Genomic DNA, 12,137 nt, shown 5'->3' with positions numbered 1-12,137 from the left:
GGAGCCGCGCGATGACCTCGCGACCGGGCCGGCGGACGCCGACTGCGGGGTCGGCGCACAGGCTGCCGGCAGGGATGGCGAAGCCACCGGCGTGCGGGTCGTCATCACCGCCTCCTCGCTGGTCGGGCGTCGGACCTCCAGCGTGGGCCGAAAACCACGCCCTGACAGTGCACGCGGCCGGCCAACAACCGCCGGCCAGGTTGCCGACCGTCGGACATCTCGACTGCTCTTTGTCCGGTGATCGTGACCCCCGGTAACGACCCCGGGCTGCCGCGCCGGCTGCCTCGCGCCCGTCGCCGGGCGGCGTCGACCGCGATCCGGCACGGGCGTCCGCCGTACGGCTATGGTGGGCCGATGCGGAACCGGCAGCACCCGGGTGACATCGACCAGCATCTCGCGCTGTCGATACTCGTCGCGCTGCCGGTGCTCGTCGCGGCTGTCCGTGCCGGTCGCGCGCTGGGGATGTGCATCGTGGTCCGGCTGGCCCGCGCCATCCCGGGCTGTGTTCCCGCCTGGTCCGCCGACCGGGCGCCGCCGGGCACGCCGTCCCTCGCCTGACGGCCGTCGCCCGACCACCCACCGCTGCCCGGACCGACGACAGGCTCCCCGTCCGCCCGTGGCGGACCGGCGCGTCGAACGGACCAGCCGTTTCCGGATGGAGCACGCATGGACATCGAACGCACGACCCTGCCCGGCATCGGGGTACGGCACACCTTCACCACCGCACAGGGCCGCCGGATCGGCATCGTCGAGTACCGCGCGGGCGACCGCCGGGACGTCATCCATGACGACCCGGACGATCCGGACTGGATGGTGAGCCTCCGACTCACCCGTGTCGAGGCGATCGCACTCGCTAACCTGTTGGGCTTCCCCGACCTGGTGACCACGGCCACGATGGCCGAACCGGGTTGAGGGCCTACGACATCGGCCCGGGCCGCGGCTGGCGCGGCCAGTCCACGCTCTCGCGCCGAGGACGGCGGCGTGCAGGGTGAACCGGTCACGCGGGTCAGCGGGGTCGTAGCCGCTCAGCGTCCTGATCCGGCCCAGCCGGTAGGTGACCGTACAGATCGACGCGTGCAGCCGGCGGGCCGCCTCGGTGGCGACCCCGCCGCTGGCGAAGTACGCGTCCAGGGTGTCCAGAAGCGGCTCGGCCCCGCCGCGGGTACGGCGCAGCGGGCTGGGGACCGCCTGCACGAGGTCGACCATGGCCGGCTGGTCACGCAGCAGGACACGGTAGATGAGCAGGTCGTGGGCGTCGATGACGGCGGTGTCGGCGTGCAGCCGCTGTGCCATGGTCAGCGCCTCGCGGGCCTCCTCGTAGGAGCGGGCGATGCCGTACAGGCCGGGGTGCGGGCAGCCGACCGCCACCTGCCACGGCCGGCCACGCGGCAGCCGGTCCAGCTCCGCGTGCATCAGCCGGCCGACGTCGCCCACCGACGCGCCCTCGCCGGAGCCCCGGTCGGGCGTCACCGTGTCCGTTGGGGCGATCACCACGAGGAGCCCCTCCTTCGTGGCCACCAGCACGTCGCGGTCGCCCAGCCGGTCGAAGATGACCGCCTCCAGGACACTGATCGCGGCGCCGGTGTCCGGCAGGCGCCGGCTCGGCGACGCCAGCGCCACCTGGTGCACCCGCGCCAGGTCCAGTCCGAACGGCTCCGCGCGTTCCACCAGCCCCCCCCAGGTCCGAGTCGCCCCGCAACAGGTCGTCGACGAGTTCCCGGCGCAGCGCTTCCTCCCGGCGGATCAGTTCCCGGCGCGCCACGGCGTATCCCTCGGCGAGGGTGGCCACCGCGGCGTCGACGACGTGCAGCACGGCCTCCGCCGCCGCGCGTACCACCTCGCTGTCGGTGGACCGCACCAGCTGCGGCAGCTGCTGCCAGAGGCGGCGGGCCGCGGACAGGTAGAGCCGGACCGCCCTCCCCGCGGACACGCCCTGCTCGGCGGCGCGCCGGCCGAGCACACCCACCGCGTCGAGTTCGCCGCGCCGCGGGCGGCGCCCGGTCGCCGCCGCGTCGGCGAGCAGCCGCAGGTAGTCGCCGAGCAGCTCCACCGGCACACCACCGGCGTCGGCGCTGGCGGCGCGGGCGACCGCGGCGAGCCAGGCGTCGTCGGAGTGGGTGCCGGCGGGGCCCGCCCGACGGACGCCCCCGGTCATCGCGGACTCCTTTGGCAGGTGGACGGCGAACGAGGCCGGCCTCGTCGTTGGACATGACTTCGTCATCGACGGAGGCGTCACCGCGTAGCGCGGGCCGGGCCGAGGGTGTTGCCTCCTCCGGCGAGGTGCGAGGGGGCACCATCGGCACCGGGCCGGTGTCGGCCAAAGCCCGGGTGCCAGCGAAGGCGTTCGCGTCCGAGGGTGCATGCCCGGCCATGTCGACGCCGCACAATCGCGTCGACATGGCCGGCACGGCGACTTCAACGCCCGCGGCGTGCGTTCAGGACACCGCCTCGATGATGCGCAGGTCGCGTTCGGCTCCGTCGTCGAGCACCCGCAGCGCCTGCTGATAGGCGGGGCTGTCGTAGGCGGCGACAGCGGCGTCGACACTGTCGAACTCGATCAGCGTCGTGCGCTCCACGATTCCGGACTCGAACGCTCGAGCCGGAAGTCCGCGCGCCAGGAACCTGCCACCCGCGGCGCGCATCGCCGGCCCGGCCAGCTCGACGTAGGCGGCTAGCTTCTCCTCGTCTTTGATCGACCGAAAGGTGTTGATCCAGTATGCCTTCGCCATCTTCTCTGTCTCCTGCTCGAGTACGGGGCAAGTAGAACTTCGGCCTTCCTGGGACGTAACACGGGGAAGTCCCAGATCTTCCACAACCGCCAACGCCGCCACAGCTCGCTCGACATGCTCACCCCGATGGAGTATGAAAAGCTCCACCGTTCATCACGTCCGTAGCCTGAGTCCACCAACATGACTCCACGGAACCCGGGGCACATCAGGCCGGGTGCGAACCTGCTGAATCGACGCGTGGTTTGTGACCTGCCGCGGAGTGGTCTCCGGAGCGTCGCTAGTCCACGCAGACGCGCACCAGCAAGCCGCGCCTGACAGCGCCCACCAAAACTCCCCGTGGACGGCCAGTTGCGGTGTGGCTGTGAGTGATCGCTCTTCGCTCGGTAGCTTCGGCGCGGCGCGTGACGAGCAAGCCGGAACGGCGCTGACCGCTGGTGGGTCAGTGGCGTCCCGCGCGGGTCAGGGCGTCCTGGGCCTGGGTGGCCATGGCGGTGACCAGGTCCTCCGCCGAGGGCAGGTCGGTGATGAGGTCGACGGCCTCGCCCGCCCAGACCGGCAGCGGGGGCACCGCGCCGCGTGCCACGTCGTCCTGGTACGCCTGACGGGCTTGGGGATCGGCGGCGAGCTCGGCCTCCCGGCCGCGCCAGCGGTCGAGGTAGGGATGGCCGAGGGTGCGGGCGGGGTACTTCGATGGCCATCGGGATCCGCGCGCGATGTCCAGCACGGTGCTGCGCTCGGTGTCCTGCCCCCGCCCCTCGAGGATCGCCTTGGTGATCGAGGGATCGACCAGGGCCTCAGTGCTGGCCTGGAAGCGGGTGCCGATGAGCGCTCCGGCCGCGCCCAGCACGAGAGCCGCCGCCACACCACGTCCATCGGCGATCCCGCCCGCTGCCAGCACCGGCACCGGAGCTACGAGATCCACCACCGCGGGCACGAACGGCAAAGTGGACCGCCCGCGCACGGCTCCGTGCCCACCGCTCTCGGTTCCCTGAGCCACGATCACGTCGGCGCCCAGGTCCACGGCCTGCTTGGCCTCCTCCAGATCTGTGACCTGGAGGATCAACAGAGCCCCTGCCCGGCGTACATGCTCCGCGTATGGGCTCGGATCGCCGAAGGACAGCATCACGGCGCTGGGGCCGTAGCTCAGCGCCAGCTCCACCTCGTCGAGATCGATCCCCCAGGTCAGGAATCCGACACCCCACGGCCCTTCAGTACCCGCGACGATCGGCACCTCACGTGCCAGCCACTCCGGGTCCCCGTACGCGCCGCCCAGAATCCCGAACCCACCACCGCGGGAGACAGCTGCGGCCAGCGCGCCACCGGCCGACCCACCCATCGGCGCCAGCGCGATCGGGTACCGCACGCCGAGCATCTCCGTGAACGCCGTCGACAGCGCCATGCCCAAATCATGCCGCCTCGTCCGACGGGCAGAACCACAAGGCAGCAACCCACCTCCGCGGACCGCACCCGCCACGCCTAGCGATCAGCTCGTCACAGGCTCGGGACTGCCCCCGGTTCGGTTGACTCCTGACCTGTGAGGATGCGTTCCTCGCTGGACGGATGTCTGTCGTGCCGAAGGCGTTCCCGCCGGAGTTCCGTCGTGACGTGGTCGCGGTGGCCCGCAAGGGTGAGGCACCGATCGCGCAGATCGCGAAGGACTTCGGGATTTCCGAGTCGTGTCTGCACCGCTGGCTCAAGCTTGCCGACATCGACGACGGGGTCCGTCCCGGCACGACCAGCAGCGAGTCCGCTGAGCTGCGGGAGTTGCGTAAACGCAACAGGCTGCTGGAACAGGAAACGAGATCCTGCGCCGGGCGGCGGCATTCTTCGAGATCCTGCGCCGGGCGGCGGCATTCTTCGCCAAGGAGATCGCCCCAAAATGATGTACCCGCTGGTCGGTGTCCAGCAGACAATCTCGCCTCCGGTGCGTCTGGGACCTATGGCACAGTCCTGAGTGTGCAGCTGGACGAGTTGCCGGACTGGGTACCGGCTTGGTGTCGTGACCATCTGGGCGGCGAACCCGCCGGCGTGCTGTTCCAGTCGCATCAGGTCTCGATGGTGTTCGGTCTGCGGTTGGCCGGTGGCAGGGACGTCGTGGTCAAGGCGCGCGCCGACGACGGCCGGGCCGCTTCGTGTGTCGCGGCGCAGGCCCGGTTGGCCGAGCGCGGGTTTGCATGTGCCCGGCCGCTCACGCCGGTGGTCGGTGTCGGTGCGCTGGCCGTGCACGCCGAGGAATTCCGGCCCGGCGGCGAAGTGCTGCGGGGGGACTCGCTGGACATAGCCAGGCGCTGCGCTGAGGTGTTCGCCCGGCTGATGGCCGAGCTTTCCGGCGTGACCGTCGCGCCGCCGCTGCCGACTCCGCCCTGGGTCCGCTGGGACCACACCGATTCTGGGGTGTGGCCGACGATCGACTTTCTTGACAGCCGGGACCAGGGTGCGGTGTCCGAGCACATTGTCCAGACGGCTGAGCGGGCCCGGGGGCGCCTGCTGGCCGCCGGCTTGCCGTGCGTGCTCGGCCACGCCGACTTCGAGGCGCAGAACCTGCGGTGGCGGGGTAGGCGGGTGTGGGCGGTGCACGACTGGGACAGCCTGGCGTGGCAGCCGGAGGCGGCGCTGGTGGGAGCGGCGAGCGGGTCTTTCGCCAGTGCCGGGCCTCCCATGCTGGCGCCGATCGATAGTTCCGAGGCGTTCCTGTTGGCCTATCAAGACATTCGAGGGCGCCTGTTCTCGGCCGTGGAACTGGAGATCGCGTGGGCGGCCAGCCTGTGGATGGCTGCGTACAACGCCCGCGAAATGGCACTGTGCGGGGGCACCCCGGCAGGTGGCGATGCACTGCGGGCACAGGCGGCCGAACGCCTCCACCGGGCCAATGCGTGACATCAGCACACAACCTCAGCGAGTGCCTGCCCCCGCCGTAACGCCGGGGCACATCCGCCCTTCGAGATCATCACCGCCGCCAATACCCTCCTCGACGACCTCGGCCAAGCCCACGACACAATCAAATCGTCCAAACCAGTTGCGCACCAATCTGAGTCAACTCGGGATTCAGGATCATCAAGATCCGGAGAAGTCGACGCGCCGGATATCCCGCCAGCGTGGCCGGAGCAGCTCGCTCCCGACGGCCGGCTCGTCGTACCGCTGCGTCTGCGCAACCTCACCCGCGCAGTCGTCTTCGAACGCAACGGCCACCACCTGACCGGTCGCGGGTACGGCGTCTGCGGGTTCGTGCCGATGCAGGGCGCAGGCCAGTGGCGAGAGCGCCTGCAGCTGCTGGCGGGCGAGCAGGTGGGGCTTCGGTTCGACCGAGCCGTCCACATCGACGTGGAACCGCTGAGGCAGGCGTTGACCCAGCGCGGGGTCGAGGTCTGGACAGGCGTGACCGTCGGCGAACAGGAGCCCTTCGACGATCTCGACCTCTACCTGATGACCGCCCTGCCGTCGTTCTGCATGCTGGCCGCCCAGAAATCGGCAGTCGACAGCGGACTGGTCAACGCGCCGTGGATGGTCGCCACCCCCGCCGTGGTCGACGGCGCAAGCTTCGCATACCGAATGCGGCCCCGACCCACCGACGACACCCGCACCCGAGGCAGGCCGACCGGGGGGCGGCGGTGTCAGCCGGTGCCCGCTGCCGGGGGCGAAGGGTCCGTCCAGGGCAGCCCATTGCAGGAGCAGGATCGTTTTGCCGTCGGCGATGCGTCCGTCGCGGACCATGGTGAGCGCCTCTGTGACGGGCAGTTCGAGCACTTCGATGTCCTCGCCGTCCTCGTCAAGACCGCCGCCGGTTCCGGTGCGGTCGGCCGGGGTGTAGGGGGCGGCGTAGAAGTGCAGGCGCTCGGTGACCGAACCTGGGCTCATATAGGCGTCGAGGACGTGGGCGATCGGGCCGAGCGTGACGCCGAGCTCCTCGGCGGCCTCGCGCCGGATGGCGGCGAGCGGGTCGTCGCCGTCGAGCAGTCCAGCGGCGGCCTCGACGAGCATGCCGTCCCGGTGGTCGTTGACGTAGGCCGGGTAGCGGAACTGACGGGTGAGCAGCACACGGCCGCGCTCGGCGTCGTACGGCAGGACGACCGCGCCGTTGCCGCGGTCGTACGTCTCGCGCTGCTGGGTTTCCCAGCGTCCGTCGCGGCGGCGGTAGTCGAAGGTGGTGCGGCGCAGGACGTGCCAGCCCTGGGAGGTGAGCTCCACGTCGCGGACCACGATGTCGGCGTTGCGGTCCAGGTCGCGTCCGGCCCGGTCGAGGCCGGTGCGGCCGCGGTGGTCGGGGATGTCGATGCCGGGGCGGGCCATCACGCGGCCCTGCCTTCCTGCGGAGTGCGGCGCGGGATCTCGGCCGCGTCGTGGTAGACGGGCAGGCCGCGGCGGCGGGCCGTGGCGACGTCCTGGTCGGCTCCGGTGGAGTCACCGGGGAGCCGGAGCACGGCGTCGCAGTGGGTGAGCAGGCGCGCGGCGGTCGGGTAGAGCACCTGGTCGGCGAGGGGATCCGTGGGGCCCGCGCCGGCCGAGCGCAGGACGGGCAGGGCCACCCACTCCCCGATCACGGGCACGTGGCCGGCGGCGAAGACCGGCCACGCTGCCGCTTCGAGGCGGCCGAGGTTGGCGGCCATGGCCCGCAGGTCGCCGTCGGTGCCGGAGCGGTAGGGCCCGGCGATGAGGATGAGCATCGGCTTGTCGGTCATGACGCGCTACGATACATGCAGAAACGTGCAAGAACATGAAGGAGTGTGGATGCTGGCCGCTCAACGGCGTGCTCACCTGCTGGACCTGCTCGCCCGACAGGGCAAGATCGTCGCCAAGGACGTCGCCGCAGACCTGGGCATCTCCGAGGACAGCGTGCGCCGCGACCTGCGCGACCTTGCCGCCGAGGGACTGTGCCAGCGTGTCTACGGCGGGGCATTGCCCGTCTCCCCGGCCGTGGCGGACTACGCCGCCCGGAAGACGGTCACCCCCGACGGCAAGCAGAAGGTCGCCGCGGCGGCCGCCGCGCTGGTGCGGCCGGGCAGCGCCCTGATCCTGGACGGCGGCACCACCGCCCTCGCTGTAGCTCATGCCCTTCCGCCGGACCTGGACTTCACCGTGATCACCCACAGCCCGACCGTCGCGGCCGCGCTGCTGGAGCATCCGCAGGCCGAGGTTTTCCTGCTCGGCGGCCGCATCTTCAAGCACTCCGCGGTTGCCTGCGGCGCGGCCGCGGTCGAGGCCGCTCAGAACATCTCCGCCGACCTTTGCCTGCTGGGCGTCACCGGCGTCCACCCGGACGCGGGGCTTACCACCGGCGACGCTGAAGAGGCCGCGATGAAGCGCACCCTGGCCGCGCGGGCCGCAGACACCTACATCCTCGCCTCGTCCGAGAAGATCGGCACAGCATCACGGTTCCGCGTCCTGCCCTGGGAAGACATCAGCGGACTGATCACCGACGCCGACCCCCACCACGCAGTCGTCGAGTGGCTCACGGCGCGCGGCGTGGAAGTCCTGGCAGCCGGCTGAAAACCATCGGGCCGAACAGCATGGGATCGCAGGAGATTCAAGGCACCAGCCCGCCACCGTGGTTCAGCCATCCACAGGATTTGACAACTGCTCACCTGCGCAAGCGCCTGCACCAGCTGCAGCTGACCGCCACGCCAGCCCCGGCAACGAGCCCTGGTTCCCGGCCGGGGCTGGCCATCCCCCGAGGTGAAGCTGATGGACGAGCACCTAGACGCCGCCGTGCGCCAGGCTCATGAGCGCACCATATCGGCTGATGCTGGCCCGAAGCACCGCTAGCCGTGTCAGCTGTTGAAGCGGAACTGAGAGCGGCTGCCCCACCACCAGCGGGAACGGCCCGCGACGCCTGCTCACACGGCGTCTGCGGCTGTCATGGTTCCTCGCTGGTTGACGACGTTTCACGGCTTCCTGTGCCCCGGATGACTCTCCGACCCCATTCCGCCGTCGCCCGGCTCGGCGCTCGTCGTTGAGCTGCCGGCGCATGAGGTTGATGAATTCACATCCGCGACACCACCTACGCCGAAGACGCCAGCCGCCTACGCACCGGCCACGCGCCCCGCGTCATGGCCACCCTGCGCAACACCGCGGTAAGCCTGCTCCGCCTGGCCGGCACCACCACCATCGTGAAAGCCCTACGCCACAACAGCCGAAATCCCTACCGACCACTACAACTGCTCGGAATAACGTGAAACGGGCATACAGCCACCTTGCCTGAGCCCTGGGGTCCTGGAGTATGCCCCCGGATGAATCAACCAGATCGCAGTTAGTCGACAACCGAACGACCGTGGGGACTCGGCGGCCTGATCGAACATAGGCGGCAATCACTAAGATCCATTCACATGGACCTACCAACAAAACCCCTGGTCAAGTCATGTTTATCGATCTGTTACCAAGGGCGGGCTTCGCAGACGCTGCGATACCTATACGGTCCACCTTAGAACACCTGTAGATACGGAGGAATTCATGAAGAAAGTAACGGCGAAGCGACTCGCAGCGGCGGGTGGAGCACTCACACTCGCGTTTTCCGGCATCCTTCCTGTCGCGACATCGGCATCTGCGGCGATCGAACCCATTCCGACCGCAACGGCGAACGAGATGGGCGCCGAACCGATGGACGTCGGAACCATGGCCTCATGCTCGAACTGGACGCCACATCTGAGGCGAGTCATCGTCGGCAGCGCTAAGGTGCACACCAGCTATTCGGGGTCATCCCCCGTGATAGCTACGTGGAAGTCCAAGACGCTTTTCCGTGTCGACAAGCGTTGCGTGAACGATGCCGGAAACCTCTGGTGGCACTCGGACTGCTGCACGGGCGTTAAAGGCTGGATCTGGAACGACTATACAGAGTTCGCACACTACAACTAACAGAGCCCACCTACCACCGCTGGTCGCCTTTTTGGGTCTTGCCCCAATGTGACGTACAGCGTTGGCCCCTCGAAGAAGATTTCCGGGAGTGGCACCACCACGAACCCGCCCTCCGGCGTCAGCCGCCCTCTCGGCGGTGCCAGGAGACACGACGAACACCACCAGCGGACCGACGTCCACCGCTGATGGTGTTCGTCTCCCGTCCCTGCCACCCCGTGAGGAGAAGACCGTGTCCACCCCGCTCGCCCATTCCGCCCCGGCCTCGCGGCCGGCCGTGACGCCCAAGCTCTGCGTCGCGCCGCCTTGCCGGAGCTCTCCGGCTGGCTGGAGCACACCGCCGCCGCCAGCGGCTGTGCCCGCCCAATCCGCCTCACCGGCACCATCACCGCCGTCGACCGGGACACAGGCCGGGCCCTGAGCGAGCAGCACGACGGACTGCTAGCGGGAGACGCTCGGGTAGAACAGACGGTTCAGCGAGACTTAAATCTCGTTATCCAGTCTGCGTTGAGTTGATCGGCCTGTCGACGGTGCCCGACCACCAGTTGCCGATCCGGCGGAACATTCAGACCGAGATAGTCGAGCACCTTTTGTGCAGTGCGGGGCGGATCCGCCGCCAACTCCTCATACGTCACCTCGCAAGGCACGATGCCGTGAGAGGCGAACCAAACTGTCCAGTCCGCCTCGGATCTCTCGATCGTGGCGACAAGCCGACCAATCAGCTCTTCGTCGTAATGAGGATCCTGACCTCCGGGCGCGACGGCTTCGCCCGGATGCCAGAAATGGGTTTGCAGTGACTTTGCCCACGACACCGCCTGGGCCACGACGTCGCGTCGACGCAGGTGAACGAATCTGAGTTGACCCAACTGGGCGCGCAATAGGTCTACATCCGTCACCGCTGGTATAGATACGGCGGCGGCAAGGCCACTTATCAGTTCCGGCAGCGTCTCCGCCATGATCCTCCCGCCAAAGACACCGTTCGAAGTCTTGCCGGCGGTTAGCGCCGCTCGAACGAACGCTTCGTCGATCCGTCCATCACGCGGTCGTGCTATACGCCAGTCGTCGGCGTACTCATTCAAACTCTTGCGATTGAAGTAGGAGGCCGGGTGGCCGGCAACCCCGGACGAGTCCAGCAGACCGCACAGCAAGGTACTTCCCGAGCGGGGCGTCGCGCAGATCAGGTACGAGTCAAAACCTGGGCGTGTCACAGTGGAAGACCGTAACCACGCGTTGACCTGGGACCAACCGAATTCCCGCACGTCGGCGGGCGAGTGAAGACGGCTCTCCGGCACCGCCTGACCGACTCGATGGGATGAGGAAATCGAACAGCTGGCAACGGTCGATTGGGCGTCAGTTACGTATGGCAGCGCCAGCTGGCCGGCGAGCTTCCCGGAGGTCAGCGTGGGCCACGGCCAACTGCTCACGGATCTCGGTGAGTTCGCGGGTGAGGCCGTCCTCACCGTTCGCACGTACGGCGACACGGCCGACAAGCCTAGAGGCCACGATTAGTGCGCAACCTCCCGACCGGAACCCCAGGTCAACGCCCTACGACCCGCCGAAAACCGACCCAGTGATAAGAGTCCGGTTCTAACCAGCTCAACTCGAAGGCCGGCTGCTGGCCCACATCCAGGTCCGCCGCTACCGCAAAGGGTTCGGGCGTGCAGACCTCGCCGGCGCCCGACCGCCCCGCCGTTCCTTCTTTCCTGACGCTGACGCTGGCGTTCGCCGCCGCCGCGGCCGTCGGCGTGCTCGGCGGGATGATCGGCCTCGGCGGCGCCGAGTTCCGCCTGCCCCTGCTGATCATGCTGTTCGGGTTCGCTGCTCTGCAGGCCGTGATCCTCAACAAGGCCCTCAGCCTGGTCGTGGTCCTCACCGCCCTACCCGCCCCGGCCGTGCTGGCGCTTGTCAGCGTGCCGCCGTCCGGCGGCGTTGCTGTCAGCGTTGCTGTCGACAGCCGTTCCGCCGCGACCCAGGCCGACCCCCACCGTGGGAGTCGTCGTGGTCCGGTCCCCACGCACGTAGGTCGTCGCGCAGGTGAGCCGAATGCGGATGTGCAACGATGATCGGCATGTCGACCCCACGAAAGGGCAATGCCGCGTAGGCGCCCCGCACAACTGCGTGCCGACTCCATCTACCGGCGACCGCTTGACGGATCAACCTCTGTGATCCCCGGGCTCTCGGTCCGGGGATTGAGAGCCATCGCCTACCTCGAACGCACCCGCCTCTGGAACCAGGCCGTCACTGATGCACTGCGGACCTGGTCATGGTTCGTGCGCCACCCATGGCATCGCTTGTGGGACCCCACCTCCGGCTGTGGGGTGATGGAGTGCTGTCCGAATCCGCCCGAGCTGCGCTGGATCCTGGACGTCGCCGTTGTGGTCCTGCCTCCGAAGGATGCCCGAACCCTCCGCAAGCAGATCGCAGCCCTCGATGAGCAGTGGTGACACGCCCCAAGGGAATCTCGTCGGCTCGGGCGCGTCCGATCCGTCGTTCATGACCCCCGTCGGGGGGGAAGCGGACACAGCTCGTCGACTCGTGCCGGGCGTTGTCGACCTGTGCGACCGA

12 protein-coding genes and 2 pseudogenes are annotated in these 12,137 nt (G+C 69.0%); 8 read left to right on the top strand and 6 right to left on the bottom strand.

The features are described 5' to 3' along the window. Positions 1–354: 354 nt before the first annotated feature. Complete coding sequence (locus tag ABZV00_RS13180) at positions 355–558, top strand: hypothetical protein (protein ID WP_355605221.1); 204 nt, start codon at positions 355–357, stop codon at positions 556–558. Positions 559–666: 108 nt separating this feature from the next. Continuing rightward, positions 667–912 (top strand): potassium transporter TrkA, encoded by a 246-nt coding sequence (locus ABZV00_RS13175; protein ID WP_355605218.1) that lies wholly within the window; start codon positions 667–669, stop codon positions 910–912. A 120-nt stretch (positions 913–1,032) separates the two neighbouring features. On the opposite strand, the pseudogene ABZV00_RS13170 reads toward ABZV00_RS13175, so the two are convergent. After that, a pseudogene (locus ABZV00_RS13170) lies at positions 1,033–1,620 on the bottom strand (helix-turn-helix domain-containing protein); the annotation flags it as partial. Here ABZV00_RS13170 and ABZV00_RS13165 point away from each other — a divergent pair. Continuing rightward, positions 1,511–2,212, top strand: a complete 702-nt coding sequence (locus ABZV00_RS13165; protein WP_355605215.1) for a hypothetical protein — start codon at positions 1,511–1,513, stop codon at positions 2,210–2,212. The pseudogene ABZV00_RS13170 and the gene ABZV00_RS13165 sit on opposite strands and share 110 nt — an antisense overlap. Positions 2,213–2,435: 223 nt before the next feature. Here ABZV00_RS13165 and ABZV00_RS13160 read toward each other — a convergent pair whose 3' ends face one another. Next, entirely contained in the window at positions 2,436–2,729 is a 294-nt protein-coding gene (locus ABZV00_RS13160) for a DUF1330 domain-containing protein (RefSeq protein WP_355605212.1), read from the bottom strand. 439 nt (positions 2,730–3,168) lie between these two features. Continuing rightward, positions 3,169–4,128, bottom strand: a complete 960-nt coding sequence (locus ABZV00_RS13155; RefSeq protein WP_355605209.1) for a nitronate monooxygenase — start codon at positions 4,126–4,128, stop codon at positions 3,169–3,171. A 170-nt stretch (positions 4,129–4,298) separates the two neighbouring features. Here ABZV00_RS13155 and ABZV00_RS13150 point away from each other — a divergent pair. After that, positions 4,299–4,526, top strand: a pseudogene (locus tag ABZV00_RS13150) (transposase); the annotation flags it as partial. A 1,257-nt stretch (positions 4,527–5,783) separates the two neighbouring features. Here the strand turns inward: ABZV00_RS13150 and ABZV00_RS13145 are convergent. Together ABZV00_RS13145 and ABZV00_RS13140 are read right to left on the bottom strand one after the other, a co-directional pair. Then, the gene (locus ABZV00_RS13145) at positions 5,784–7,016 is read right to left on the bottom strand and encodes an NUDIX domain-containing protein (RefSeq protein ID WP_355605568.1); all 1,233 of its coding nucleotides are present in this window, start codon (positions 7,014–7,016) and stop codon (positions 5,784–5,786) included. Beyond that, positions 7,016–7,405, bottom strand: a complete 390-nt coding sequence (locus ABZV00_RS13140; RefSeq protein ID WP_355605207.1) for a DUF4406 domain-containing protein — start codon at positions 7,403–7,405, stop codon at positions 7,016–7,018. The genes ABZV00_RS13145 and ABZV00_RS13140 overlap by 1 nt, the downstream gene beginning before the upstream one ends. A 49-nt stretch (positions 7,406–7,454) precedes the next feature. On the opposite strand from ABZV00_RS13140, the gene ABZV00_RS13135 reads away from it, so the two are divergent. Both ABZV00_RS13135 and ABZV00_RS13130 read left to right on the top strand, forming a co-directional pair. Continuing rightward, complete coding sequence (locus ABZV00_RS13135; RefSeq protein ID WP_355605204.1) at positions 7,455–8,213, top strand: DeoR/GlpR family DNA-binding transcription regulator; 759 nt, start codon at positions 7,455–7,457, stop codon at positions 8,211–8,213. A gap of 960 nt (positions 8,214–9,173) precedes the next feature. Beyond that, positions 9,174–9,575: a hypothetical protein gene (locus tag ABZV00_RS13130; protein WP_355605201.1), complete on the top strand. Its 402-nt coding sequence runs from the start codon at positions 9,174–9,176 to the stop codon at positions 9,573–9,575. Between the two features lie 470 nt (positions 9,576–10,045). Here ABZV00_RS13130 and ABZV00_RS13125 read toward each other — a convergent pair whose 3' ends face one another. Further along, a complete protein-coding gene (locus tag ABZV00_RS13125; protein WP_355605199.1) occupies positions 10,046–10,996 on the bottom strand; it encodes a Stf0 family sulfotransferase in 951 nt (316 codons plus the stop codon). Between the two features lie 234 nt (positions 10,997–11,230). Here ABZV00_RS13125 and ABZV00_RS13120 point away from each other — a divergent pair, with 234 nt between their 5' ends. After that, positions 11,231–11,635, top strand: a complete 405-nt coding sequence (locus ABZV00_RS13120) for a hypothetical protein (RefSeq protein ID WP_355605197.1) — start codon at positions 11,231–11,233, stop codon at positions 11,633–11,635. Positions 11,636–11,734: 99 nt separating this feature from the next. After that, complete coding sequence (locus tag ABZV00_RS13115; RefSeq protein ID WP_355605195.1) at positions 11,735–12,016, top strand: hypothetical protein; 282 nt, start codon at positions 11,735–11,737, stop codon at positions 12,014–12,016. The last annotated feature ends 121 nt before the right edge of the window (positions 12,017–12,137 follow it).

The sequence above is a fragment of the Micromonospora sp. NPDC005173 genome (assembly GCF_040608515.1).
Classification (GTDB): domain Bacteria; phylum Actinomycetota; class Actinomycetes; order Mycobacteriales; family Micromonosporaceae; genus Micromonospora.
The sequence above is the reverse complement of the archived record's forward strand: the minus strand, read 5'-3'. Positions and strand labels throughout refer to the sequence as shown.

Excerpts from the sequence above, each read along its gene's own strand:
- ABZV00_RS13180 (WP_355605221.1), top strand. The coding sequence starts at position 355 with ATGCGGAACCGGCAGCACCCGGGTGACATCGACCAGCATCTCGCGCTG.
- ABZV00_RS13175 (WP_355605218.1), top strand. The coding sequence starts at position 667 with ATGGACATCGAACGCACGACCCTGCCCGGCATCGGGGTACGGCACACC.
- ABZV00_RS13160 (WP_355605212.1), bottom strand. The coding sequence starts at position 2,729 with ATGGCGAAGGCATACTGGATCAACACCTTTCGGTCGATCAAAGACGAG.
- ABZV00_RS13155 (WP_355605209.1), bottom strand. The coding sequence starts at position 4,128 with ATGGCGCTGTCGACGGCGTTCACGGAGATGCTCGGCGTGCGGTACCCG.
- ABZV00_RS13145 (WP_355605568.1), bottom strand. The coding sequence starts at position 7,016 with ATGGCCCGCCCCGGCATCGACATCCCCGACCACCGCGGCCGCACCGGC.
- ABZV00_RS13140 (WP_355605207.1), bottom strand. The coding sequence starts at position 7,405 with ATGACCGACAAGCCGATGCTCATCCTCATCGCCGGGCCCTACCGCTCC.
- ABZV00_RS13135 (WP_355605204.1), top strand. The coding sequence starts at position 7,455 with ATGCTGGCCGCTCAACGGCGTGCTCACCTGCTGGACCTGCTCGCCCGA.
- ABZV00_RS13130 (WP_355605201.1), top strand. The coding sequence starts at position 9,174 with ATGAAGAAAGTAACGGCGAAGCGACTCGCAGCGGCGGGTGGAGCACTC.